The 21,319-nt window shown below is 71.1% G+C and carries 19 protein-coding genes; 7 read left to right on the plus strand and 12 right to left on the minus strand.

Going from position 1 to position 21,319, the window contains the following annotated elements; all coding sequences use genetic code 11:
* Nucleotides 1-3 precede the first annotated feature (3 nt).
* Nucleotides 4-792, minus strand: coding sequence for a sulfite exporter TauE/SafE family protein (locus tag ACWC97_RS12275; RefSeq protein WP_352275186.1), 789 nt, complete (start codon nucleotides 790-792; stop codon nucleotides 4-6).
* A 109-nt stretch (nucleotides 793-901) separates the two neighbouring features.
* On the opposite strand from ACWC97_RS12275, the gene ACWC97_RS12280 reads away from it, so the two are divergent.
* The gene (locus ACWC97_RS12280) at nucleotides 902-1,834 is read left to right on the plus strand and encodes an oxidoreductase (protein ID WP_450648995.1); all 933 of its coding nucleotides are present in this window, start codon (nucleotides 902-904) and stop codon (nucleotides 1,832-1,834) included.
* Nucleotides 1,835-1,844: 10 nt separating this feature from the next.
* On the opposite strand, the gene ACWC97_RS12285 is transcribed toward ACWC97_RS12280, so the two are convergent.
* The 4 genes from ACWC97_RS12285 to dusB form a co-directional block, all read right to left on the minus strand.
* Nucleotides 1,845-2,261 carry a VOC family protein gene (locus tag ACWC97_RS12285; RefSeq protein ID WP_450648997.1) on the minus strand — a complete coding sequence of 139 codons (417 nt, stop codon included), beginning with the start codon at nucleotides 2,259-2,261 and terminating at the stop codon, nucleotides 1,845-1,847.
* 119 nt (nucleotides 2,262-2,380) lie between these two features.
* The gene (locus tag ACWC97_RS12290; protein ID WP_352275192.1) at nucleotides 2,381-3,355 is read right to left on the minus strand and encodes an ArsR/SmtB family transcription factor; all 975 of its coding nucleotides are present in this window, start codon (nucleotides 3,353-3,355) and stop codon (nucleotides 2,381-2,383) included.
* 488 nt (nucleotides 3,356-3,843) lie between these two features.
* Nucleotides 3,844-6,591, minus strand: a complete 2,748-nt coding sequence (ppdK, locus tag ACWC97_RS12295) for a pyruvate, phosphate dikinase (RefSeq protein ID WP_450648999.1) — start codon at nucleotides 6,589-6,591, stop codon at nucleotides 3,844-3,846.
* A 591-nt stretch (nucleotides 6,592-7,182) separates the two neighbouring features.
* Nucleotides 7,183-8,331 carry a tRNA dihydrouridine synthase DusB gene (gene dusB, locus ACWC97_RS12300; RefSeq protein ID WP_450649001.1) on the minus strand — a complete coding sequence of 383 codons (1,149 nt, stop codon included), beginning with the start codon at nucleotides 8,329-8,331 and terminating at the stop codon, nucleotides 7,183-7,185.
* Between the two features lie 70 nt (nucleotides 8,332-8,401).
* Here dusB and ACWC97_RS12305 point away from each other — a divergent pair, with 70 nt between their 5' ends.
* A complete protein-coding gene (locus tag ACWC97_RS12305; RefSeq protein WP_450649003.1) occupies nucleotides 8,402-9,889 on the plus strand; it encodes an MFS transporter in 1,488 nt (495 codons plus the stop codon).
* 121 nt (nucleotides 9,890-10,010) lie between these two features.
* The gene (locus ACWC97_RS12310; RefSeq protein WP_450649005.1) at nucleotides 10,011-10,148 is read left to right on the plus strand and encodes a hypothetical protein; all 138 of its coding nucleotides are present in this window, start codon (nucleotides 10,011-10,013) and stop codon (nucleotides 10,146-10,148) included.
* Between the two features lie 147 nt (nucleotides 10,149-10,295).
* Here ACWC97_RS12310 and ACWC97_RS12315 read toward each other — a convergent pair whose 3' ends face one another.
* From ACWC97_RS12315 to ACWC97_RS12325, 3 genes are all read right to left on the minus strand, one after another.
* The gene (locus ACWC97_RS12315; protein ID WP_352275198.1) at nucleotides 10,296-10,520 is read right to left on the minus strand and encodes a DUF6243 family protein; all 225 of its coding nucleotides are present in this window, start codon (nucleotides 10,518-10,520) and stop codon (nucleotides 10,296-10,298) included.
* Nucleotides 10,521-10,737: 217 nt separating this feature from the next.
* Nucleotides 10,738-11,913, minus strand: coding sequence for a UDP-N-acetylglucosamine--N-acetylmuramyl-(pentapeptide) pyrophosphoryl-undecaprenol N-acetylglucosamine transferase (locus tag ACWC97_RS12320; protein ID WP_450649007.1), 1,176 nt, complete (start codon nucleotides 11,911-11,913; stop codon nucleotides 10,738-10,740).
* A gap of 106 nt (nucleotides 11,914-12,019) precedes the next feature.
* A complete protein-coding gene (locus ACWC97_RS12325; protein WP_450649009.1) occupies nucleotides 12,020-13,402 on the minus strand; it encodes a glycine--tRNA ligase in 1,383 nt (460 codons plus the stop codon).
* A gap of 154 nt (nucleotides 13,403-13,556) precedes the next feature.
* Between ACWC97_RS12325 and ACWC97_RS12330 the strand changes: the two genes are divergently transcribed.
* The 4 genes from ACWC97_RS12330 to ACWC97_RS12345 are packed head-to-tail and all read left to right on the plus strand — an operon-like array spanning nucleotide 13,557 to nucleotide 16,739.
* The gene (locus tag ACWC97_RS12330) at nucleotides 13,557-14,510 is read left to right on the plus strand and encodes a metal ABC transporter substrate-binding protein (RefSeq protein WP_352275200.1); all 954 of its coding nucleotides are present in this window, start codon (nucleotides 13,557-13,559) and stop codon (nucleotides 14,508-14,510) included.
* Nucleotides 14,511-14,548: 38 nt separating this feature from the next.
* On the plus strand, nucleotides 14,549-15,331 hold the full coding sequence (locus tag ACWC97_RS12335; protein WP_352275201.1) for a metal ABC transporter ATP-binding protein: 783 nt from the start codon (nucleotides 14,549-14,551) through the stop codon (nucleotides 15,329-15,331).
* 2 nt (nucleotides 15,332-15,333) lie between these two features.
* On the plus strand, nucleotides 15,334-16,233 hold the full coding sequence (locus ACWC97_RS12340; RefSeq protein WP_352275202.1) for a metal ABC transporter permease: 900 nt from the start codon (nucleotides 15,334-15,336) through the stop codon (nucleotides 16,231-16,233).
* 59 nt (nucleotides 16,234-16,292) lie between these two features.
* A complete protein-coding gene (locus ACWC97_RS12345; protein WP_450649012.1) occupies nucleotides 16,293-16,739 on the plus strand; it encodes a Fur family transcriptional regulator in 447 nt (148 codons plus the stop codon).
* Between the two features lie 40 nt (nucleotides 16,740-16,779).
* Here the strand turns inward: ACWC97_RS12345 and ACWC97_RS12350 are convergent, their stop codons facing one another.
* The 4 genes from ACWC97_RS12350 to leuA all read right to left on the minus strand — a co-directional run bounded on the left by ACWC97_RS12350 (nucleotide 16,780) and on the right by leuA (nucleotide 21,049).
* On the minus strand, nucleotides 16,780-17,598 hold the full coding sequence (locus ACWC97_RS12350) for an isoprenyl transferase (protein ID WP_352275205.1): 819 nt from the start codon (nucleotides 17,596-17,598) through the stop codon (nucleotides 16,780-16,782).
* A gap of 36 nt (nucleotides 17,599-17,634) precedes the next feature.
* Nucleotides 17,635-18,381, minus strand: a complete 747-nt coding sequence (recO, locus tag ACWC97_RS12355) for a DNA repair protein RecO (protein ID WP_352275207.1) — start codon at nucleotides 18,379-18,381, stop codon at nucleotides 17,635-17,637.
* 46 nt (nucleotides 18,382-18,427) lie between these two features.
* A complete protein-coding gene (locus ACWC97_RS12360) occupies nucleotides 18,428-19,126 on the minus strand; it encodes a TerB family tellurite resistance protein (RefSeq protein ID WP_450649014.1) in 699 nt (232 codons plus the stop codon).
* 171 nt (nucleotides 19,127-19,297) lie between these two features.
* Nucleotides 19,298-21,049 (minus strand): 2-isopropylmalate synthase, encoded by a 1,752-nt coding sequence (leuA, locus tag ACWC97_RS12365; protein WP_450649016.1) that lies wholly within the window; start codon nucleotides 21,047-21,049, stop codon nucleotides 19,298-19,300.
* Nucleotides 21,050-21,319: the final 270 nt, after the last annotated feature.

Raw genomic sequence — 21,319 nt, forward strand, 5'->3', positions numbered from 1 at the left:
CGCTCAGGCGACCCACTGGTCGAAGGCCAACTTCGCGACCAGCGAGAACACCACGACCAGCAGCACGCCCCGGACGAACCCGCTGCCCCGGCTGAGCGCCATCCGCGCCCCGACGATCCCGCCCGCCAGGTTGAACACCGCCATCAGCGCGGCCAACTGCCACAGCACGCTGCCCTGATAGGCGAACATGGCCAGCGCACCGGCGTTGGTGCAGACGTTGACGATCTTCGCGGTGGCGGAGGCGGTCACCAGGTCGAGATGGAGGACCGCGGTCAGCGCCAGCACCAGGAACGTGCCGGTGCCGGGGCCGAAGAGCCCGTCGTAGAAGCCGATGCCGCCGCCGACCAGCACGATCGCGGTGACCGTACGGGCCCGGGTGACCCTCTTGTGCTCCCCGTCGCCGAGCTCCTTGCCGAAGGACGGCCGCAGCAGGACGAACGCCGCGACGGCCAGCAGCACGACCATGATCACCGGCCGGAGCACCTCGCTGCTGAGCCCCGCGGCGAAGAACGCCCCGGCCATCGAACCGGCCAGCGCCGCGAGCCCGATCCGCAGTCCGGTCCCCAGCCGCACCGGGGTCCTGCGCACGTACGCCACGGCCGCGCCGGAGGTGCCGACGATCGCGACCGCCTTGTTCGTCCCCAGCACGTGCGCGGCCGGTACCTGCGGCAGCCCCAGCAGGAGCGCGGGCAGCAACAGCAGTCCGCCACCGCCCACCACCGCGTCGATCCAGCCGGCCGCGGCGGCGGCGATACACAGGACGACCAGGGTCGTTATGGCTATGTCGGGCATGATCGCGACCCTAGGGACGCGGTCCGGGCCCCGTCCATTCCGTTGAGCCAAAACTGAGCTTCCCCACGGGCTTCCCCCGGCCGGTGGCCGCGGCCGTACGCTGGGGCGCATGAGCCATGGCTGGAACGCCGACGACATCCCGGACCAGCGCGGCCGCACGGCCGTCATCACCGGGGCCAACAGCGGCATCGGCCTGAACACCGCCCGGGAGCTGGCCCGGCACGGTGCGCGGGTCCTGCTGGCCTGCCGCGACGAATCCCGCGGCCGGGCGGCCGAGAGCCTGCTGCGCAAGGCGGTCACCGGCGCGGACGTGGCGTTCGTCCCCCTCGACCTGGCCGATCTCCGCTCGGTACGGGAATTCGCCACCTCCCACGCGCCCGAGCGGATCGACCTGCTGATCAACAACGCGGGCGTGATGGCCCTCCCGTACGGGACGACGGCCGACGGTTTCGAGCGGCAGTTCGGCGTCAACCACCTGGGGCACTTCGCGCTGACCGGACTGCTGCTCCCCCGCCTCCTGGACACCCCCGGGGCCCGGGTGGTGACCGTCTCCAGCGGGCTGCACGCGCTGGCCGACATCGACATGGGCGACCTCAACAGCGAGCGCGGGTACCGCCGCTGGATCGCCTACGGCCGTTCGAAGACCGCCAACCTGCTCTTCGTCCACGAGCTGGCCCGGCGGCTCACCCGGGCGGGCTCCCGGCTGGTGGCCGCCGCCGCGCACCCGGGCTACGCGTCGACCAACCTGCAGTCCGCCGCCGCCCGGATGGAGAACCGCCGGGCGGCCGAGCGGTTCTTCGAGCTGGGCAACCGGATCGTCGCCCAGCCGGCCTCCGCCGGGGCGCTGCCCACCCTGTACGCGGCCACCGCGCCCGGCGTGCGCCCCGATTCGTTCACCGGGCCGGGACCGCTGGGCTGGCGCGGCGCCCCGGCCCCCTCGTGGCGGGCCCGGCGGACCCGCGACGACGTGCGCGGCGAACGGCTCTGGGTGGCGTCCGAGCAGCTCACCGGCGTGACGTACCCGGAGCTCGGCACGGTCTGACCGGCCGGGCTCAGCCGTTCTGCCCGCCCTCGACGACGGCCGGGTCCATCCACATGACCTCCCAGATGTGGCCGTCCGGGTCCTGGAAGGAGCGGCCGTACATGGTGCCGTAGTCCATCGGGTCGTTGGCGAACGAGCCACCGGCCGCGAGGGCGGCGTCGGCCAGCTCGTCCACCTTCTGACGGCTCTCGGCACTCAGCGCGAGGATGACCCCGGTGGACGTCGCCGGGTCGGCGATCTCCTTCTTGGTGAACTGCCGGAGGCGCTCCTCGGTCAGCAGCATCACGAAGATGGTCTCGCTGATGACCACGCAGGCGGTGGTCTCGTCGGTGAACTGCGGGTTGCTGAAGTAGCCCAGCTTGCCGAAGAAGTCCTTGGACCTCTCCAGGTCCTTGACCGGCAGGTTGACGAAGATCATCTGAGGCATGGTCGCTTCGCTCTCTCGTTGTCCGAACGGGTACGACAGGTAGACGGCGGGACCTCGGAGAACTCATCGCTCGTCTCGAAAAAACTTTCGTCGACCTCGAACGCACCCGCCACCCGGGGTCAGGACAGGGCGAGCGGCGCACCGCCCCGGAGCAGCGAACCGCCCAGCGGGGTCAGCGTGTGCACGACCGAGCCGCCGTGCCGCAGGGTGTGGACCAGGCCCGCCTCGCGCAGCACGCAGGCGTGCTGGCTCGCCGAGGCGAGGGAGACCCCGGCCCGCAGCGCGAGCTCGCTGGTCGTGCAGCCGCTCCCTATGGCGCTCAGGACTGTGGAGCGGGTGTTGCCCAGGAGCCGGCCGAGCCAGGGGCCCGGCTCGGCGAAGACCGGGGCGCGGGAGTGGGTCACCGGATAGACGAGCACCGGCGGGAGGCCGGGGTCGCGGTAGACGACCGGGGTGACGCGGCAGAAGAAGGAGGGCTGGAGCAGCAGCCCCCGCCCGTCCAGCCGGAGCTCCCGGTCGACGGGGTAGTCCGCCTCCAGCACCGGGGCCCGCCAGCGGATCATCGGCGCGAGGGAGGCGAGCAGTTCGTCGGCCCCGCCGTCCAGGAGGGCCCGGCCGCGCACCGCCCGGTCGGCCTCGACGCTGGCCCGGATGTGCGGCCAGTAGGGCTCGATGGCCGCGCGGTGGTAGCGGCGGAGCGCGTCGGCGATCCGGCCGAGCGGGTCGGCGTGGACGTCGGGCAGGCGGGCCGCGGCGCGGCTCTCGGCGCCGAGCAGGGCCAGCTCGGCGAGGACCCGGCCGGTCGGGGTGGCGCGCAGGGCCTCCATCCCGGCGTCGATGCCGTACGGCTCGGCGCTTTCCTGAGAAGGCGTCAGGAAATCCGGGAAATAGCCGCGGGCCGGAATCACCGCGGACAGCAGACGTGCTTCACCATTCAACCGGGAGCGGGTTTCCGTACGCCATTCACCGAACACCGCGGAACCGCGCCGGTCCCGCAACCGGTGGAAACTCAGCGCGGTTTCCCACAGCGCGTCCGGCCGGGAGGCCATCCGGACCTTGGACAGGTCCACCCCGGACATATGGATACGCAGCACCGGTCCCCCACTTGTTGCACCTGCAATTACCCCCATCCCAGGGTAGGTGATCCGTAACAGCACGTCACCACGGGGTTTCGGCCACAGGTGAAACGCCTCGCACCGGACCGCCACCACCCGAAAAGCTGTACGACGTCGGGCACGAATCCGACGCCACCGGAAGGGCGAGCGAAGGCCGTGGGGGGTTTCGCGAGCCTGGCGGCGGTGGTCGACGGTGCGGCACCGTTCCCGATGGGGGTAACCCGGGACGCGACCCATGGGTGGGGATCCAAGGGGCGCGTCCCGGTCCGTTTCCGGTCCCTTCTTTGCGCATTAAACAAAGACGCCTGTCTTCTTAACGAAGAAAAAAGAACAATGCCGAACAACCGTTTTACCCGGAACGAAACGAGACGGCGGCACCCCCGCACAGGGTGCCGCCGTCTCCGGGCGGTGGATCACGGTGTTCCCGTACCGGGCCACAGGGCGCGCCCGGCCGGTGGGCTACCGGGTCAGCGGCTGTCGCTGCCGGTGGAGCCCGCCGCCGCGCGCCCCGCTTCGAGCCGGGCGACGGGGATGCGGAACGGGGAGCAGGACACGTAGTCCAGGCCCGCCTCGTGGAAGAAGTGCACCGACTCCGGGTCGCCGCCGTGCTCACCGCAGACGCCGAGCTTCAGGTCCGGGCGGGTGGCCCGGCCGGCCGCGACGGCGCTGCGGACCAGCGAGCCCACGCCGTCCCTGTCGATCGTCTCGAACGGCGACACCCCGAAGATGCCCTTCTCCAGGTACGCGGTGAAGAAGGACGCCTCCACGTCGTCGCGGGAGAAGCCCCACACCGTCTGGGTCAGGTCGTTGGTGCCGAAGGAGAAGAACTCCGCGGCCTCGGCGATCTGGCCGGCGGTCAGCGCGGCCCGGGGCAGCTCGATCATCGTGCCGATGGTCAGCCGCAGCCGGGTGCCGCTGGCCTCCTCGACCTCGGCGATGACCCGGTCGGCCTCCTCGCGGACGATCTCCAGCTCCTGGACCGTGCCGACGAGCGGGATCATGATCTCGGCGCGCGGGTCGCCCTTGGCGTTCTTCCGCTCGGCCGCGGCCTCGGCGATCGCCCGTACCTGCATGGCGAACAGGCCGGGGATGACCAGGCCGAGCCGGACCCCGCGCAGACCCAGCATCGGGTTCTGCTCGTGCAGCTTGTGGACGGCCTGGAGGAGGCGCAGATCGTTCTCGTTGGCGTCCTTGCGGGACTCGGCGAGCGCGACCCGCACCGACAGCTCGGTGATGTCGGGCAGGAACTCGTGCAGCGGCGGGTCGAGCAGCCGGACGGTGACGGGCAGCCCGTCCATCGCCTCGAACAACTCTATGAAGTCGGCCTTCTGGAGCGGGAGCAGCTCCGCCAGCGCGGTCTCGCGCTCGGCGTCGGTGTCGGCGAGGATCAGCTTCTCGACCATCGAGCGGCGCTCGCCGAGGAACATGTGCTCGGTACGGCACAGCCCGATGCCCTGGGCGCCGAAGCGGCGGGCCCGCAGCGCGTCCTCGGCGTTGTCGGCGTTGGCCCGCACCCGCAGCCGGCGCACCCGGTCCGCGTACGCCATGATCCGGTGCACGGCGGCGACCAGCTCGTCGGCGTCGTCGGCACCGGCGTGCATCCGGCCCTCGAAGTACTCGACGACCGGGGACGGCACGACGGGGACCTCACCGAGGTACACCTTGCCGGTGGAGCCGTCGATGGAGACGATGTCGCCCTCCTCGATCACCCGGCCGCCCACCGTCATCCGGCGGCGCTTGGTGTCGACCTCCAGCTCCTCGGCGCCGCAGACACAGGTCTTGCCCATGCCGCGGGCGACGACGGCGGCGTGCGAGGTCTTGCCGCCGCGCGAGGTCAGGATGCCCTCGGCCGCGATCATGCCGTCGAGGTCGTCGGGGTTGGTCTCGCGGCGGATCAGGATGACCTTCTCGCCGGAGCGGGACCACTTGACCGCGGTGTACGAGTCGAAGACCGCCTTGCCGACCGCCGCGCCCGGCGATGCGGCGATGCCCCGGCCCAGCAGCTCCGTCTTCGCCCCGTCGTCGAAGCGCGGGAACATCAACTGCGCGAGCTGCGCCCCGTTGACCCGCTGGAGCGCCTCGGCCTCGTCGATCAGGCCCTGGTCGACGAGCTGGGTGGCGATCCGGAAGGCGGCACCGGCGGTGCGCTTGCCGACCCGGGTCTGGAGCATCCACAGCTGGCCGCGCTCGATGGTGAACTCGATGTCGCACAGGTCCTTGTAGTGCGTTTCGAGGGTCTCCATGATCTGCATCAGCTGGTCGTAGGAGCTCTTGTCGATCGACTCCAGCTCGGCGAGCGGCACGGTGTTGCGGATGCCGGCCACCACGTCCTCGCCCTGCGCGTTCTGCAGGTAGTCGCCGTAGACGCCCTGGTGGCCGCTGGCCGGGTCGCGGGTGAAGGCGACGCCCGTGCCGGAGTCGGGGCCGAGGTTGCCGAAGACCATCGAGCAGACGTTGACGGCGGTGCCCAGGTCGCCGGGGATGCGCTCCTGGCGGCGGTAGAGCTTGGCCCGGTCGGTGTTCCACGAATCGAAGACGGCCTTGATGGCCAGGTCCATCTGCTCGCGCGGGTCCTGCGGGAAGGCCCGTCCGGCGTCCCGCGCGACGATCTCCTTGAACCGCTCGACCAGCTTCTTCAGGTCGGCGGCGTCGAGGTCGACGTCGACGGTGATGCCCTTGGCCTCCTTCGCCTCCTCCAGCGCCTCCTCGAAGAGGTCGCCGTCGACGCCGAGGACGGTCTTGCCGAACATCTGGATGAGGCGCCGGTAGGAGTCCCAGGCGAAGCGCTCGTCGCCGGCCTGCGTGGCGAGACCGGTCACGGACTCGTCGGAGAGGCCGATGTTGAGGACCGTGTCCATCATGCCGGGCATCGAGAACTTGGCGCCGGAGCGGACCGAGACCAGCAGCGGGTCGTCGGCCTGGCCGAGCTTCTTGCCCATCCGCGATTCGAGGGCGTCGAGGTGCGCGCTGACCTCGGCGCGCAGCTCCTTCGGCTCCTCGCCGCTCTCCAGGTAGACCTTGCACGCCTCGGTGGTGATGGTGAATCCCGGAGGGACGGGAAGCCCGAGGTTGGTCATCTCGGCGAGATTCGCACCCTTGCCGCCGAGAAGGTCCTTCAGATCCTTGTTGCCCTCGGTGAAGTCATAGACGAACTTCTCGCCCTCGGACCCCCGGGACTCCGGGTTGGCTACGTGAGGATCTTTGTTTTCCGACACGGGTCTCGACTCCTTGAGGACGCGGGTGGCTGCCCTGACGGCGAGGAACATACCCAGATCGAAGGTTTCTGGGTACGTCCACTTGCGCGTCACCAGGCCCCGACCACCCATCCGCCAGCGGATCGAAAGTGACACGATCAGCTGCCCCGGCGGCAGAATTTATTCACTTCTTGAACGCATGATGACGATGCGCCACCGCCAGCCCCCATTCCGATCACACTGAGCCATCATTGCGTCGATCGATCAAAATAGAGGCCACTGGCACCGGGTGCCACCATTTGAGAAGTCAAGCCCTCGAAAACGCGCTCATCTGAGCGCAAGAGCTCTCAAGGTGGCGAGAATCACTCTACGGCCGCCGCTCAGATGTCACCATTTGGACGCCGAACGGGCGACCGTACGTCATCACGGCATCACGGAACGGACTCACCGGCGACCCGAGGCGGCGCCCGAAGACCGCCATCCGCCCGTTCCGGGCGTGGATCGACCGGAACCGCGCCGAATTCGGCCGCATGAAGCGCTCACATGAGCGAGCAAAAGCAAGAGGCACGCGGTGCCTGTGGCGCCGCGTGCCTCGAAGGCCCGGGGAGGGGCTCAGCCGCCCGAGGTGTCCAGCTCCGCGTCCGGGCTCACGCCCGCGCAGTCGTACGGGTCCTTCAGCCAGCCGTCCGGCAGGACGACCCGGTTGTTGCCCGAGGTGCGCCCGCGCGGCCCGTCCGCGCCGTCCGGCCACGGCTGGTCCAGGTCCAGCTCCCCGAGCTGACCGGCCAGCTCCTCCAGCGAGGAGGTCACCGCGAGCCGCTTGCGCATCTCGGAGCCGACCGAGAAGCCCTTGAGGTACCAGGCGACATGCTTGCGGAAGTCGATCACCCCGCGCTTCTCGTCGCCGATCCACTCCCCCAGCAGCGTCGCGTGCCGGACCATCACCTCGGCGACCTTCCGCAGCCCCGGCGCCTGACGCGCCGCCGTGCCCTCGAACGCGTTCACCAGGTCGCCGAAGAGCCACGGGCGGCCCAGGCAGCCCCGGCCCACGACCACACCGTCACAGCCGGTCTCCCGCATCATCCGCAGCGCGTCGTCCGCGCACCAGATGTCGCCGTTGCCGAGGACGGGGATCTCCGGGACGTGCTCCTTCAGGCGGGCGATGGCGTCCCAGTCGGCGGTCCCGCCGTAGTGCTGGGCGGCCGTACGGCCGTGCAGGGCGACGGCGGTGACGCCCTCCTCGACCGCTATCCGGCCCGCGTCCAGATAGGTCGTGTGGTCGTCGTCGATGCCCTTGCGCATCTTGATCGTGACCGGCAGATCGCCCGCGTGGGAGACCGCCTGCTGGAGGATGGCCCGCAGCAGCGGCCGCTTGTAGGGGAGCGCCGAGCCGCCGCCCTTGCGGGTCACCTTGGGGACCGGGCAGCCGAAGTTCAGGTCGATGTGGTCGGCCAGGCCCTCGTCGACGATCATCCGGACGGCCTTGCCGACGGTGACCGGGTCCACCCCGTACAACTGGATCGAACGCGGGGTCTCGCTCGCGTCGAAGTGGATCAGCTGCATGGTCTTCTCGTTGCGCTCGACCAGCGCCCGCGTGGTGATCATCTCGCTGACGAACAACCCCTTGCCGCCGGAGAACTCCCGGCACAGGGTGCGGAACGGTGCGTTGGTGATCCCGGCCATGGGGGCGAGCACCACCGGCGGCTGCACCGTGTGCGGGCCGATGCGGAGCTGCGGGAGCGAGGGGGCGAGCGTGGTCATGGCCCCATTGTCCCGTACCGGACGAGCCACTCCGGCGGCGGAGTTCGTTAGTTAACCGTACTATCCTTGTATGCCCGAGCTCAGCCCCCGCCGCCGACAGTTGGTCCTGGCGATCTGCTGCATGAGTCTGCTGATCGTCAGCCTCGACAACACCGTGCTCAACGTCGCGCTCCCCTCCATGCAGAAGGAACTGCACGCCACGGTCGCCGGCATGCAGTGGACGATCGACGCCTACACCCTGGTACTGGCCTCGCTGCTGATGCTCGCGGGCTCCACCGCCGACCGGATCGGGCGCCGGAGGGTCTTCAAGGCCGGGCTGGTCCTCTTCACCCTCGGCTCGCTGCTCTGCTCCCTGGCGCCGAACCTGGAGTCGCTGGTCGCGTTCCGCATGGTGCAGGCGGTGGGCGGTTCGATGCTCAACCCGGTCGCCATGTCGATCATCACCAACACCTTCACCGACCCGCGCGAGCGGGCCCGCGCCATCGGGGTGTGGGGCGGGGTGGTCGGCATATCGATGGCGGCCGGCCCGGTGGTCGGCGGTCTGCTGGTGGACTCGGTCGGCTGGCGGTCCATCTTCTGGATCAACCTGCCGGTCGGCCTCGCCGCGCTCCTGCTCACCTGGCGGTACGTCCCCGAATCCCGTGCCCCCAGGCCCCGCCGCCCCGACCCGGTGGGTCAGCTGCTGGTGATCGGGCTGCTCGGCTCGTTGACGTACGCGATCATCGAGGCGCCCTCCTCGGGCGTGACCTCGCCGCGCATCCTGCTGTTCGCCGCGCTCGCCCTCGGCTCGCTGGCCGGTCTGCTGGTGTACGAGCCCCGGCGCGCCGAACCCCTGATCGACCTGCGCTTCTTCCACAGCGCGCCGTTCAGCGGCGCCACCGTCATCGCGATCTGCTCCTTCGCGGCGCTGAGCGGGTTCCTCTTCCTGAACACCCTGTACCTCCAGAACGTCCGCGGGCTGAGCGCGCTCCACGCCGGGCTGTACATGCTCCCGATGGCGGCCCTGACCTTCGTCTGCGCCCCGCTGTCCGGCCGACTGGTCGGCAACCGGGGGCCGCGGTTGCCGCTGCTCGTGGCGGGCGTGACGATGACGGCCTGCGGGCTGTTGTTCGCGCTGTTCGACGCGGAGGGCGACACCACGCTGCTCTTCACCGGCTACGTCCTCTTCGGCCTCGGCTTCGGCATGGTGAACGCGCCGATCACCAACACCGCGGTCTCCGGGATGCCCCGCGCCCAGGCCGGGGTGGCGGCCGCGGTCGCCTCGACCAGCCGCCAGATCGGCGGAACCCTCGGGGTCGCCGTGATCGGCGCGGTGCTGGCCTCCGGGGTGGCGGGCACCGGCTCGCCGCACGGTGCCGCGTACGCGACGGCCTTCGTGGACGCGAGCCGGCCCGCCTGGTGGATCATCGCCGGCTGCGGCCTGGCCGTCCTCCTGGTGGGCGCGCTGACCAGCGGCCGCTGGGCCATGGAGACGGCCGCCCGGACGGCCCTGCGGCTGGAGAAGCAGTCGGCCCCCCTGCCCGGCAACCGCTCCTCGGCGAACTCCCGGGCCTCCTGACCTCGGCCCCCGGCGGGGGCCGGGGCCTGGAGGCGGTGCAGCCGCTGCCGGCTCCCCTCGTCGGCGTCGGCGTACGTCATCACCCTGCGCGGGCCGCTCGACGGGCGGGCCACGGATCGGAGTGCCCGGCCCGGAGAGCCCGCCCCGGCAGGCGGCACCGGCCCTGGGCCTGGCCGCCCTCGGCACGCCGTTCCGCTCCCTGGCCACGGACACGGGCATGCGGGACGCACTGGCGGTGATGATGCTGCCGGTGACCTGACCCGCGAGCGTCCTGACGGGCCCTCCTCGGCCTGCGGCTGCCGCGCACGGTGGCATGAGCGGCGTCCCCGGCCGGGCGCCGGACAAGGCCGTGGGCCCGGATCACGGATGATCCGGGCCCACGGTCGTACATGCGGGACGCGGGGCGTCAGCTCTGCGCGTCGTCCTCCGCCGGCGCCTCGACGGGCTCCGGGGTCTCGGCCCCGGCACCCCCCTGGGCGCGCTCGCGCATCCGGCGCAGCAGCTCCTGCTTCTGGTCGGCGGCCGCCCGGCGGTCGGTTTCGTTGGCGGGGCCGACGCCCTGCCCGCCCGCCCGGGACAGCTTCTTGCGCTGCCCGCCCACGCCGAGCAGGTTGTTTCGGCTCTTGGCCACGGTGTTCTCCCGTTCGTAGTGCGAAGTGAGGCCGCCGTGCGACATGCGGTCCGGGCGACCCGTGATCGGTCCGGTGGCGGCGGGTACGCGGACCCGCCGCGCTCTCACTCGTAGATCTGGAAGAACGCATACATGCCGGAACCGTACCGGCCCCGCCCCACCCCGCGCACCGGTTTTTCGCCCGGGCGGGGCCGGTACGGGTCCAGTACCGCTCTGATCACCCGGAAGCTGCGGACAGGAGCACGTCCACCAGCCTGTCCGCCGCGTCCGGTCGGCCGTGCGCACGCGCCCGCTCCGCCATCGCCGCACGCCGTACGCGGTCGGTGAGCAGCGGACCGACCGTGTCCTTGAGCCGGTCGGCGGTGACCTCGCCGAGCAGGGCGACGGCGGCGCCGGCCTCCTCCAGGTGGCGGGCGTTGTGCGCCTGCTCGTTCCCGGCCGACGTGGCGAGCGGGACGAAGACCGCGGGCTTGCCCAGGGCGGTCAGCTCGGCGAGTGTCCCGGCCCCGCTGCGGGAGACCACGACTTCCGCGAGCGCCAGGACGTCAGGCAGTTCCGCACCGACGAACCCGGTCAGGTGGTACCGCCCCCGCAGCGCCTCGGGCAGGACCGCCCCGTGTGCCCGCAGCGCGTCCACGTGGTCCGGGCCGCACTGGTGGATCACGTTCGCGCGCTCCAGCAGCCACGGCAGAGCGTCACGGACGATTCCGTTGATCTGCTGGGCACCCTGGGCGCCGCCGGTGACGTACACGGTGGGCAGACGCCGGTCGAACCCGCGCAACCCCAGCGCCTCGACCGCCTTGTCCGCGTGGCCGGTCAGCACCTCGGGCCGGACGGGGTTGCCGGTGACGACCCCAGCGGCACGCACCGAGTCCGGCAGCAGCGGCAGTGACGACTCCGAGGACACCGCGATCCTCGTCGCCGAGCCCGCGAGTCTCCGGTTGGCGAGGCCCAGGCGCACGGTCTGCTCGTGGAGGACCAGCGGGCGTCGGCACAGGCGGGCGGCCAGCCCCGCCGGAACGGCCACGTAGCCGCCGGTGGCCAGGACGACGTCCGGCCGGAAGTCGGCGACGATCCGACGGGCCTGCGCGACCCCGAGCGGCACCCGCGCCATGTCCTTGACGTTGGCCGGCGATACCAGCTTGAGCGGGTTGCCGGAACGCCGGATCTTTCCGGTGGCGACCGTGGTGAAGGCGATGCCCTCGGCCGGTGCGACGCGGGCCTCCAGCCCGTCGGGCGTCCCGATCCACAGGACGTCGAGCTGTCCGCCGTCCGCCGCGAGCCTGCTCCGCAGAGCGCGGATCGCGGTCAGGGCGGGGTAGGTATGACCTCCGGTGCCTCCCCCCGTGACGATCAGACGGAAGGCGCGGCGGGGCGGGGGTGCGGTGTTCACCCCGCGCACCCTACTCGCGCGGCAGGCGGCGGCAGTGCGCCGGAATCGCCGGAGCCCCCGGCCCCTCCGGCGGATGCGAGGGGTCGGGGGCTCCGGCGTACGGGCCTCAGCAGCCGAGCAGGCGGGCGCCGAGGTAGGCCTGGATCTGGTCCAGGGAGACGCGCTCCTGCTTCATCGTGTCGCGCTCGCGCACGGTCACCGCGTTGTCGTCGAGGGTGTCGAAGTCGACGGTGACGCAGAACGGGGTGCCGATCTCGTCCTGGCGGCGGTAGCGGCGGCCGATGGCGCCCGCGTCGTCGAACTCGATGTTCCAGTTCTTCCGGAGGTCGGTCGCGAGGCCCTTGGCCTTCGGCGAGAGCTGCGGGTTGCGGGAGAGCGGCAGCACGGCGACCTTGACCGGCGCGAGGCGGGGGTCGAGGCGCATCACGGTGCGCTTCTCCATGACGCCCTTGGCGTTGGGCGCCTCGTCCTCGACGTAGGCGTCGAGGAGGAAGGCGAGCATCGCCCGGCCGACACCGGCCGCGGGCTCGATGACGTACGGGGTCCAGCGCTCGCCGGCCTCCTGGTCGAAGTACGACAGGTCCGTGCCCGAGGCGGTGGAGTGGGCCTTGAGGTCGTAGTCCGTGCGGTTGGCGACGCCCTCCAGCTCACCCCACTCGCTGCCGCCGAAGCGGAAGCGGTACTCGATGTCGGCGGTGCGCTTGGAGTAGTGGGAGAGCTTCTCCCTGGGGTGCTCGTACCACCGCATGTTCTCCTCGCGCATGCCGAGGTCGGTGTACCAGTTCCAGCGCTGGTCCATCCAGTACTGCTGCCACTCCTCGTCCTCGCCCGGCTTGACGAAGAACTCCATCTCCATCTGCTCGAACTCGCGGGTCCGGAAGATGAAGTTGCCGGGAGTGATCTCGTTGCGGAAGGACTTGCCCATCTGGGCGATGCCGAACGGCGGCTTCTTGCGCGAGGTCTGCTGCACCTGGCCGAAGTTGGTGAAGATGCCCTGGGCGGTCTCGGGGCGCAGGTACGCGACGGAGCCGGAGTCCTGGGTCGGGCCGAGGTGGGTGGAGAGCAGCCCGGAGAACTGCTTGGGCTCGGTGAACGTGCCCTTGTTGCCGCAGTTGGGGCAGTTGAGGTCGGCCAGGCCGTTCGCGGGGCCGTGGCCGTGCTTCTCCTCGTACGCCTCCACCAGGTGGTCCGCGCGGAAGCGCTTGTGGCAGGAGGTGCACTCGGTGAGGGGGTCGGTGAACGTGGCGACGTGACCGGAGGCGACCCAGACCTCGGGGGCGAGGATGACCGACGAGTCGATACCGACCACGTCCTCGCGGGAGGTGACCATGTAGCGCCACCACTGGCGCTTCAGGTTCTCCTTCATCTCGACACCCAGCGGCCCGTAGTCCCAGGCGGCTCGCTGACCACCGTAGATCTCACTACAGGGATAGACGAAGCCTCGGCGCTTGCTCAGGCTGACGATGGAGTCGATCTTGTCGGCGGCCACGGTGCTCTCTTCTACGACGGCGTGCTGCTCCTGCGGGCTTCAGATTACCGGCGGGCACGCCCTGTCGAACAAATTGGGACCGGCCCCGCCGGTCGCGCGGTCATCTCATCATCCTTGTTGACAATCGTTTCCAGCTTTGTTGAAAATGACTGTCATGAACATAAGCCGCCTCGTCCCCGTCCCCGCCGCCGCCACGGCGGCCGCCCTCGGTCTCGCCGCGCTCACCGGCTGCTCCGCCGCCGACGGCGCGGACGGCAAGAAGGGCGACGGGCTGGACGTGGTGGCCTCCTTCTATCCGATGCAGTTCCTCGCCGAGCGGATCGGCGGCGAGCACGTCTCCGTCACCACGCTCACCAAGCCCGGCCAGGAACCGCACGACCTGGAGCTCAGCCCGCGGCAGATCGGCGGGCTCACCGACGCCGGCCTCGTCCTCTACCTCAAGGGCATCCAGCCGGCCGTCGACGACGCCATCGGGCTCTCCGGCGCCAAGCACGTCCTCGACGCCTCGACGCTCACCACGCTGGAGGACCACGGCACCGAGGTGGGCGCGGACGACCACGGCCACGAGCACCACGGCGACGAGGCCGGGGCCGACCCCCACGTCTGGCTCGACCCGGTCAAGTACGCCGAGGTCGCCAAGGGCGTCGGCAAGAGCCTGGAGAAGGCCGACCCCGCCCACGCCGCGGACTACCGGAAGAACACCACCGCCCTGGTCGCCCGGCTCGACGAGCTGAACACCGCCTTCGAGGACGGCCTGCGGTCCACCGCGACCCGGACGTTCATCACCACCCACTCCGCCTTCGGCTACCTCGCCGAGCGCTACGGCCTCACCCAGGAGGGCATCGCGGGCGTCGACCCGGAGGCCGACCCCAGCCCCGCCCGGATCAACGAGATCCACGCCATAGCCAAGAAGGACAAGGCCACCACCGTGTTCTTCGAGACGCTCGCCAGCGACCGGACGGCCAGGACGCTCGCCAAGGACACCGGCCTGCGCACCGACGTCCTGGACCCGCTCGAAGGCATCACCAAGCAGTCCAAGGGCACCGACTACCTGGAGGTCATGCGGTCCAACCTCGCCGCCCTCCAGAAGGCGCTCGGCGCGAAGTGACGTCCCCCACCCCCACCCCCGCAGCACCGGAGGCACCCATGCCCGCGACCGGGAGCACCACCCCCGAACCCGTCATAGCCCTGCGCGGCGCCTCCGCCACGCTGGGCGCCCGCCGGGTGCTGCGGGGCATCGACTTCACCGTCCACCGGGGCGAGGTCGCCGCCCTCCTCGGCGCCAACGGCTCCGGCAAGTCCACCGCGGTGCGCTCCGTCATCGGCCAGGTCCCGCTCACCGGCGGCTCCGTCGAGCTGTTCGGCACCCCGCTGCGCCGCTTCCGGCAGTGGGCGCGGATCGGCTACGTGCCCCAGCGCACCACGGCGTCCGGCGGCGTCCCCGCCACGATTCGCGAGGTCGTCACCTCCGGACGGCTGTCCCGTACCCGGCTCGGACTGCTGCGCCGGGCCGACCGGGCCGCCGTCGACCGGGCCATCGAGCTGGTCGGCCTCGCCGACCGGGCCGGGGACCCGGTGGAGGCGCTCTCCGGCGGGCAGCACCAGCGGGTGCTGATCGCCCGCGCGCTGGCCGCCGAACCGGAGCTGCTGATCATGGACGAGCCGATGGCCGGCGTCGACCTGGCCAGTCAGGAGATCCTCGCCGCCACCCTGCGCGAGCAGGTCGCGGCCGGCACCACGGTCCTGCTCGTCCTGCACGAACTCGGCCCGCTGGAACCGCTGATCGACCGCGCGATCGTGCTACGCGACGGCTGCGTCCTGCACGACGGGCCGCCCCCGGAGGCGCGGGGCCAGCACGCCCTGCCCGGCCACGACCACGTACACCCCCACGCGGCCTACGAGCCCACCCGGACGGGACTGCTGAGCTGACCATGGAATTCCTGAACCCCCCCTTCATGCAGCGGGCCCTGCTCGCCGCCGTGCTCGTCGGCGTCATCGCCCCCTCCGTCGGCGTCTACCTCGTCCAGCGCCGCCAGGCCCTGATGGGCGACGGCATCGGCCACATCGCCATGACCGGCGTCGGCCTCGGCTTCCTGCTCTCCACCAGCCCGGTCTGGATGGCCACGGCGGTCGCGGTGGCCGGCGCGGTCGTCATGGAGCTGATCCGCTGGTACGGCCGCACCCGCGGCGACATCGCGCTGGCCATGCTCTTCTACGGCGGCATGGCGGGCGGGGTGCTGCTGATCAACCTCTCCGACACCGGTTCCAGCGCCAACCTCACCTCGTACCTCTTCGGCTCGCTGTCCACCGTCTCCACCGGCGACATCACCTCGATCTGCCTGCTGGCCGCCTTCGTGCTGCTGGTGACGCTGGGACTGCGCCGCCAGCTCTTCGCGGTCAGCCAGGACGAGGAGTTCGCCCGGGTCACCGGGCTGCCGGTGCGCGCGCTGAACCTGCTGGTCGCGGTCACCGCGGCGGTCACCGTGACCGTCGCGATGCGGGTCGTCGGGCTACTGCTGGTCAGCGCGCTGATGGTGGTGCCGGTCGCCGCCGCGCAGCAGATCGCCCGCTCCTTCCGGGTGACGTTCGTCCTCGCCGTCGTCATCGGCACGGCGGTGACCCTGGCCGGCACCGTCACCTCCTACTACCAGGACGTCCCGCCCGGGGCGACGATCGTGCTGCTGGCCATCGCCGTCTTCGTCGGACTGACGGCGCTCGCCGCCCCGCTGGCCCGGCGCCGCGCCCGGCGGGACGAGACGGGCACCGACGGATGCACCCTGGAAGTACCGGCCACCCGGGCCGCCGGGGACGATCTCGTGGTTCGGCCCTGAGACCGGGCCGGGCTGGCACAATGGCCCGACACAGGTACGGGCGACACGAGGAGGCTGCTGTGGCGACGGCGCCGATCAGTGGAACGAACGCGGCCCCGGTACGCGGCCGGTCGACCCGCCAGCGGGCGGCGGTGGCCGCGGCGCTCGACGAGGTGGACGAGTTCCGCAGCGCCCAGGAGCTGCACGACGTGCTCAAGCACCGCGGCGACTCGGTCGGACTGACCACCGTCTACCGCACCCTCCAGTCCCTCGCCGACGCGGGCGAGGTCGACGTGCTGCGCACCACGGAGGGCGAGTCCGTGTACCGCCGCTGCTCGACCGGGGACCACCATCACCACCTGGTCTGCCGGCTGTGCGGCAAGGCCGTGGAGGTCGAGGGCCCGGCGGTGGAGCAGTGGGCGGAGACCATCGCCGCCCAGCACGGCTACGTCAACGTGGCGCACACCGTGGAGATCTTCGGCACCTGCGCCGAGTGCGCCGGCAAACAGGACACCGAGAAGGCGTGAGCGACGAGGTCCGGGAGCACCGCCCCCGGACCTCCCGCCGTCACTTCGCGAGCTGCTGCGTCTCCACCGCACCGCCGAAGCGCCGGTCCCGCTGGGCGAACTCCAGGCAGGCCCGCCACAGGTCGCGGCGGTCGAAGTCCGGCCAGAGCACGTCCTGGAAGACCATCTCGGCGTAGGCGCTCTGCCAGATCAGGTAGTTCGAGGTGCGCTGCTCCCCGCTGGGGCGGACGAAGAGGTCCACATCCGGCATGTCCGGGTAGTAGATGTACTTCTGGAAGGTCTTCTCGTTGACCTTCGACGGGTCGAGCTTCCCGGCCGCCACGTCCTGGGCGATCCGCTGCGCGGCATCGGCGATCTCGGCCCGGCCGCCGTAGTTGACGCAGAAGTACAGCGTCATCCTGTCGTTGTCCCTGGTCTGCTCCTGGGCGACCTGGAGCTCCTGGACCACGGACTTCCACAGCTTGGGCATCCTGCCCACCCAGCGGATGCGGATGCCCAGCTCGTCCATCTCGTCGCGACGGCGGCGGATCACGTCCCGGTTGAAGTTCATCAGGAACTTCACCTCTTCCGGGGACCGCTTCCAGTTCTCCGTGGAGAACGCGTACAGCGAGAGGTTCTTGACGCCCATCTCGATGCAGCCCTTGAGCACGTCCATGACGACGCCCTCGCCGACCTTGTGGCCCTCCGTGCGCGGCAGACCGCGCTCCTTGGCCCAGCGGCCGTTGCCGTCCATCACGACGGCGACGTGCTTGGGCACCAGCTCTCCGGGGATCCTGGGGGGCGTGGCACCGGACGGGTGCGGTTCCGGGGTCTTGTAGTCGCGCTTGTTACGGCCGCCGAGCATCCCGCGTACTGCCATGAAACTGTCCCGCTCCCTGTGCCTGATCCGCCTGTGTCACTTCTCTACATACCGCAGTGAGCGCAGCCCGCGCTCCAGATGCCAGTGCAGATACGCGGACACCAGCCCGCTCGCCTCCCTGGCATGACGCGTCTCGCACGCGTCCGCCGTCTCCCAGTCGCCGCTGAGCAGCGCGCTCAGCAGCGTGACGGCCTCCGCCGAGGGTACGACGCTGCCGGGCACCCGGCAGTCGCCGCACACCACCCCGCCCGCCGCGACGGAGAAGAACCGATTCGGCCCCGGCAGTCCGCACCGGGCGCAGTCCGCGAAGCTGGGGGCGTAGCCGTTGACGGCGAGCGAGCGCAGCAGGAACGCGTCGAGGATGAGATGCGGTTCGTGCTCGCCCCGGGCCAGGGTGCGCAGCCCGCCGACGAGCAGCAGGTACTGCTGGACCGCCGGCTCGCCCTCGTGGTCGGTGAACCGCTCGGCGGTCTCCAGCATCGCGGTGCCGGCGGTGTAGCGGGCGTAGTCGGTGACGATGCCGCCGCCGTACGGGGCGATCGTCTCGCTCTGGGTGCAGAGCGGCAGCCCGCGGCCGATCAGCTCGCTGCCCCGGGCGAAGAACTGCACGTCGACGTGGGAGAAGGGCTCCAGCCGGGCGCCGAACTTGGACTTGGTGCGCCGCACCCCTCGGGCGACGGCGCGCACCCGGCCGTGGCCGCGGGTCAGGATCGTGATGATCCGGTCGGCCTCGCCCAGCTTCTGCGTGCGCAGCACCACGCCGTCGTCCCGGAACAAGCTCATGCGTCCATTGTCCGGTACGGGGAGGGGGTGCCGGGCCGCCGGGCGGTCAGGAGGGGGTGCGGGCGGCCTCGGCGAGGAGCCGGGCGGTGTCCTCGGCACGGAGCTGGAGGGCGCCGCCAATGGTGGTCAGTACCTCGCGCTCGGCCGGTCCGTACGGGCCGTCGGCGAGCGCGATCCGGGCGCCCTGGAGCAGGACCGCCTCGCGCCCGGCGGGGGCCAGGTGGGGGGCGAGCGGTTCCAGCGCCTCGTGGAGCTCGATGGCGAGGGCCGCGCCGCACGCCTCGGCGGCCGGCCCCGAGCCGTCCCCAACGTCGGCGGCGAGGACTTCGACGACGGTACGGAGCTGCTCCGCGGTGCAGTCGTCGAACCCGGCGCCGCGCACGGTGGCGGTCGCGGCCTCCAGGACGGGGCGGGAGGCGGTGCCGCCGGCCGCCAGGACGCCGAGCGTCACGGTGTGGACGGCGTCCCGGAGCATGGTGGAGAGCCGGGTGGTGGTGGGGTGGTCGAGCGCGTCGATGCCGAAGTGCTCCCGGCAGGCGGCGCATTCGACGACCGGGCCCACGGTGCCGCGGCGCACCATCGGCACGCCGAGCACGGCGAAGCGCCGACGGCCGGTGAGGCGGCGGTAGTTCCGGTCGCCGCCGCAGCCGGGGCAGAAGAACTCCCCGTCGCCGACCGGGTCCCAGGTGGTGCGAATGCCGCAGATGCGCAGCTTCCTGGCGCGTCGTCCCAGCGCTGACCGCACGTCGCACACCTCCGTAACACTCCGGCAACATTGCCGGGTGCACGTGATGTTAACCACAGTCGTGAGGCGCCGTCAGCACCTCGCCCGTCACAACCACCGCGGAGATGGCCGAACCCCGCCCTCCTGGTACGGGAGGACGGGGTCCGGGCGGTGCCCCGCGGGGCGCCGGGGTCAGCGGCTGGCGCGGTTGACGGCGGAGACGACGGCCTTGAGCGAGGCCCGGGTGGTGTTGGGGTCGATGCCGATGCCCCACAGGACCTTTCCGTCGATGGCGCACTCGATGTACGAGGCGGCCTGGGAGCTGGCGCCCTCGCTCATGGTGTGCTCGGTGTAGTCCAGCAGCCGGGCGTCGATGCCGATGGCCTGCAGCGCTTCGAAGAACGCGGAGATCGGGCCGTTGCCGGTGCCGCTCAGCACGGTGTCGGTGCCGTCCACGGTCGCCTCGACGGTGATCGTGTCGCGACCGTCGGAGCCGGTGGTGGTCTGGCCGGTGCGCAGCTGTACGCGGCCCCAGGCGTCGTCCGGGTTGGGCAGGTACTCGTCGCGGAAGGTGGACCAGATCTGGGTCGGCGTGACCTCGCCGCCCTCGGCGTCGGTCTTGGCCTGAATGATCCGGGAGAACTCGATCTGCATCCGGCGCGGCAGGTCCAGCTTGTGGTCGTTCTTCAGGACGTAGGCGATCCCGCCCTTGCCGGACTGCGAGTTGACCCGGATGACGGCCTCGTAGCTGCGGCCGACGTCCTTCGGGTCGATCGGCAGGTACGGCACCGCCCACTCGATGTCGTCGACCGTCCGCCCCTGGGCGGCCGCGTCGGCCTCCATGGCGTCGAAACCCTTCTTGATGGCGTCCTGGTGGGAGCCGGAGAAGGCGGTGTAGACCAGGTCGCCCGCGTAGGGATGGCGCGGGTGGACCTCCATCTGGTTGCAGTACTCGCTGGTGCGGCGGACCTCGTCGATCTGGGAGAAGTCGATCTGCGGGTCGACGCCCTGGGAGAACAGGTTCATGCCCAGGGTGACCAGGTCGACGTTGCCGGTGCGCTCGCCCTGGCCGAACAGGCAGCCCTCGATCCGGTCGGCCCCGGCCATCAGGGCCAGCTCGGCGGCGGCCACGGCGGTGCCGCGGTCGTTGTGCGGGTGGACGGAGAGGCAGACGTGCTCGCGGCGGGTCAGGTTGCGCGACATCCACTCGAACCGGTCCGCGTGCGTGGACGGCGTCGAGCGCTCCACGGTGGCGGGCAGGTTGAGGATGATCTCGCGGCCCTCCTCGGGCTGCCACACGTCGCAGACGGCCTCGCAGACCTCCAGGGCGAAGTCCAGCTCGGTGTCGGTGAAGATCTCCGGGCTGTACTGGTAGCCGAAGATCGTCTCCGGGCCCAGCAGCTTCTCCGCGTACTCCATGACCAGCCGGGTGCCGTCCACGGCGATCTGCTTGATGTCGTCCCTGGAGCCGCGGAAGACGACCCGGCGGAAGGTCGGCGCGGTGGCGTTGTACAGATGGACGGTGGCGCGGCGGGCGCCGATCAGGGACTCCACGGTCCGCTCGATCAGGTCCTCGCGGGCCTGGGTCAGGACGGAGATCGTCACGTCCTCGGGGATCGCGCCCTCTTCGATGATGGATCGGACGAACGCGAAGTCGGTCTCGCCGGAGGACGGGAAGCCGACCTCGATCTCCTTGTAGCCCATGCGGACGAGCAGGTCGAACATCTCGCGCTTGCGGGCCGGCGACATCGGGTCGATCAGGGCCTGGTTGCCGTCGCGCAGGTCGGTGGAGAGCCAGCGGGGGGCCCGGGTGATCCGCTGGTCCGGCCAGGTGCGGTCGGGGATGTCGACCGCGTCGTAACCGCGGTACTTGTGGATCGGCATCCCGGACGGCTTCTGCAGCCGCGTCGCGTTGGTGATCGGCGTCGGGCGGGTGGCGGTCATGACGTACGGCTCCTCGGGATCCAGCGGTGGGACGGCCGACTGTGTCGCTGCAGCACCAGACTCCGCGGGGAGGGGGTCGGCCTACGACTACAGGCCCTCGCCGCGGCAGCTAAGAAGAAGCAGCCCGAAACGCATGATGCGGCGAGCGTAGCCGAGAGGCGGCTGATGCGTCCGTCCCGTATCAGTATGCGGGACCGGGCGCAGGAAACGCCCAACGGCGACCGATCACTCCATTTCGTCAATCCTCGTCGCAATGGGTGACATCGCGGT

It is taken from the genome of Streptomyces sp. NPDC001108 (assembly GCF_053598535.1).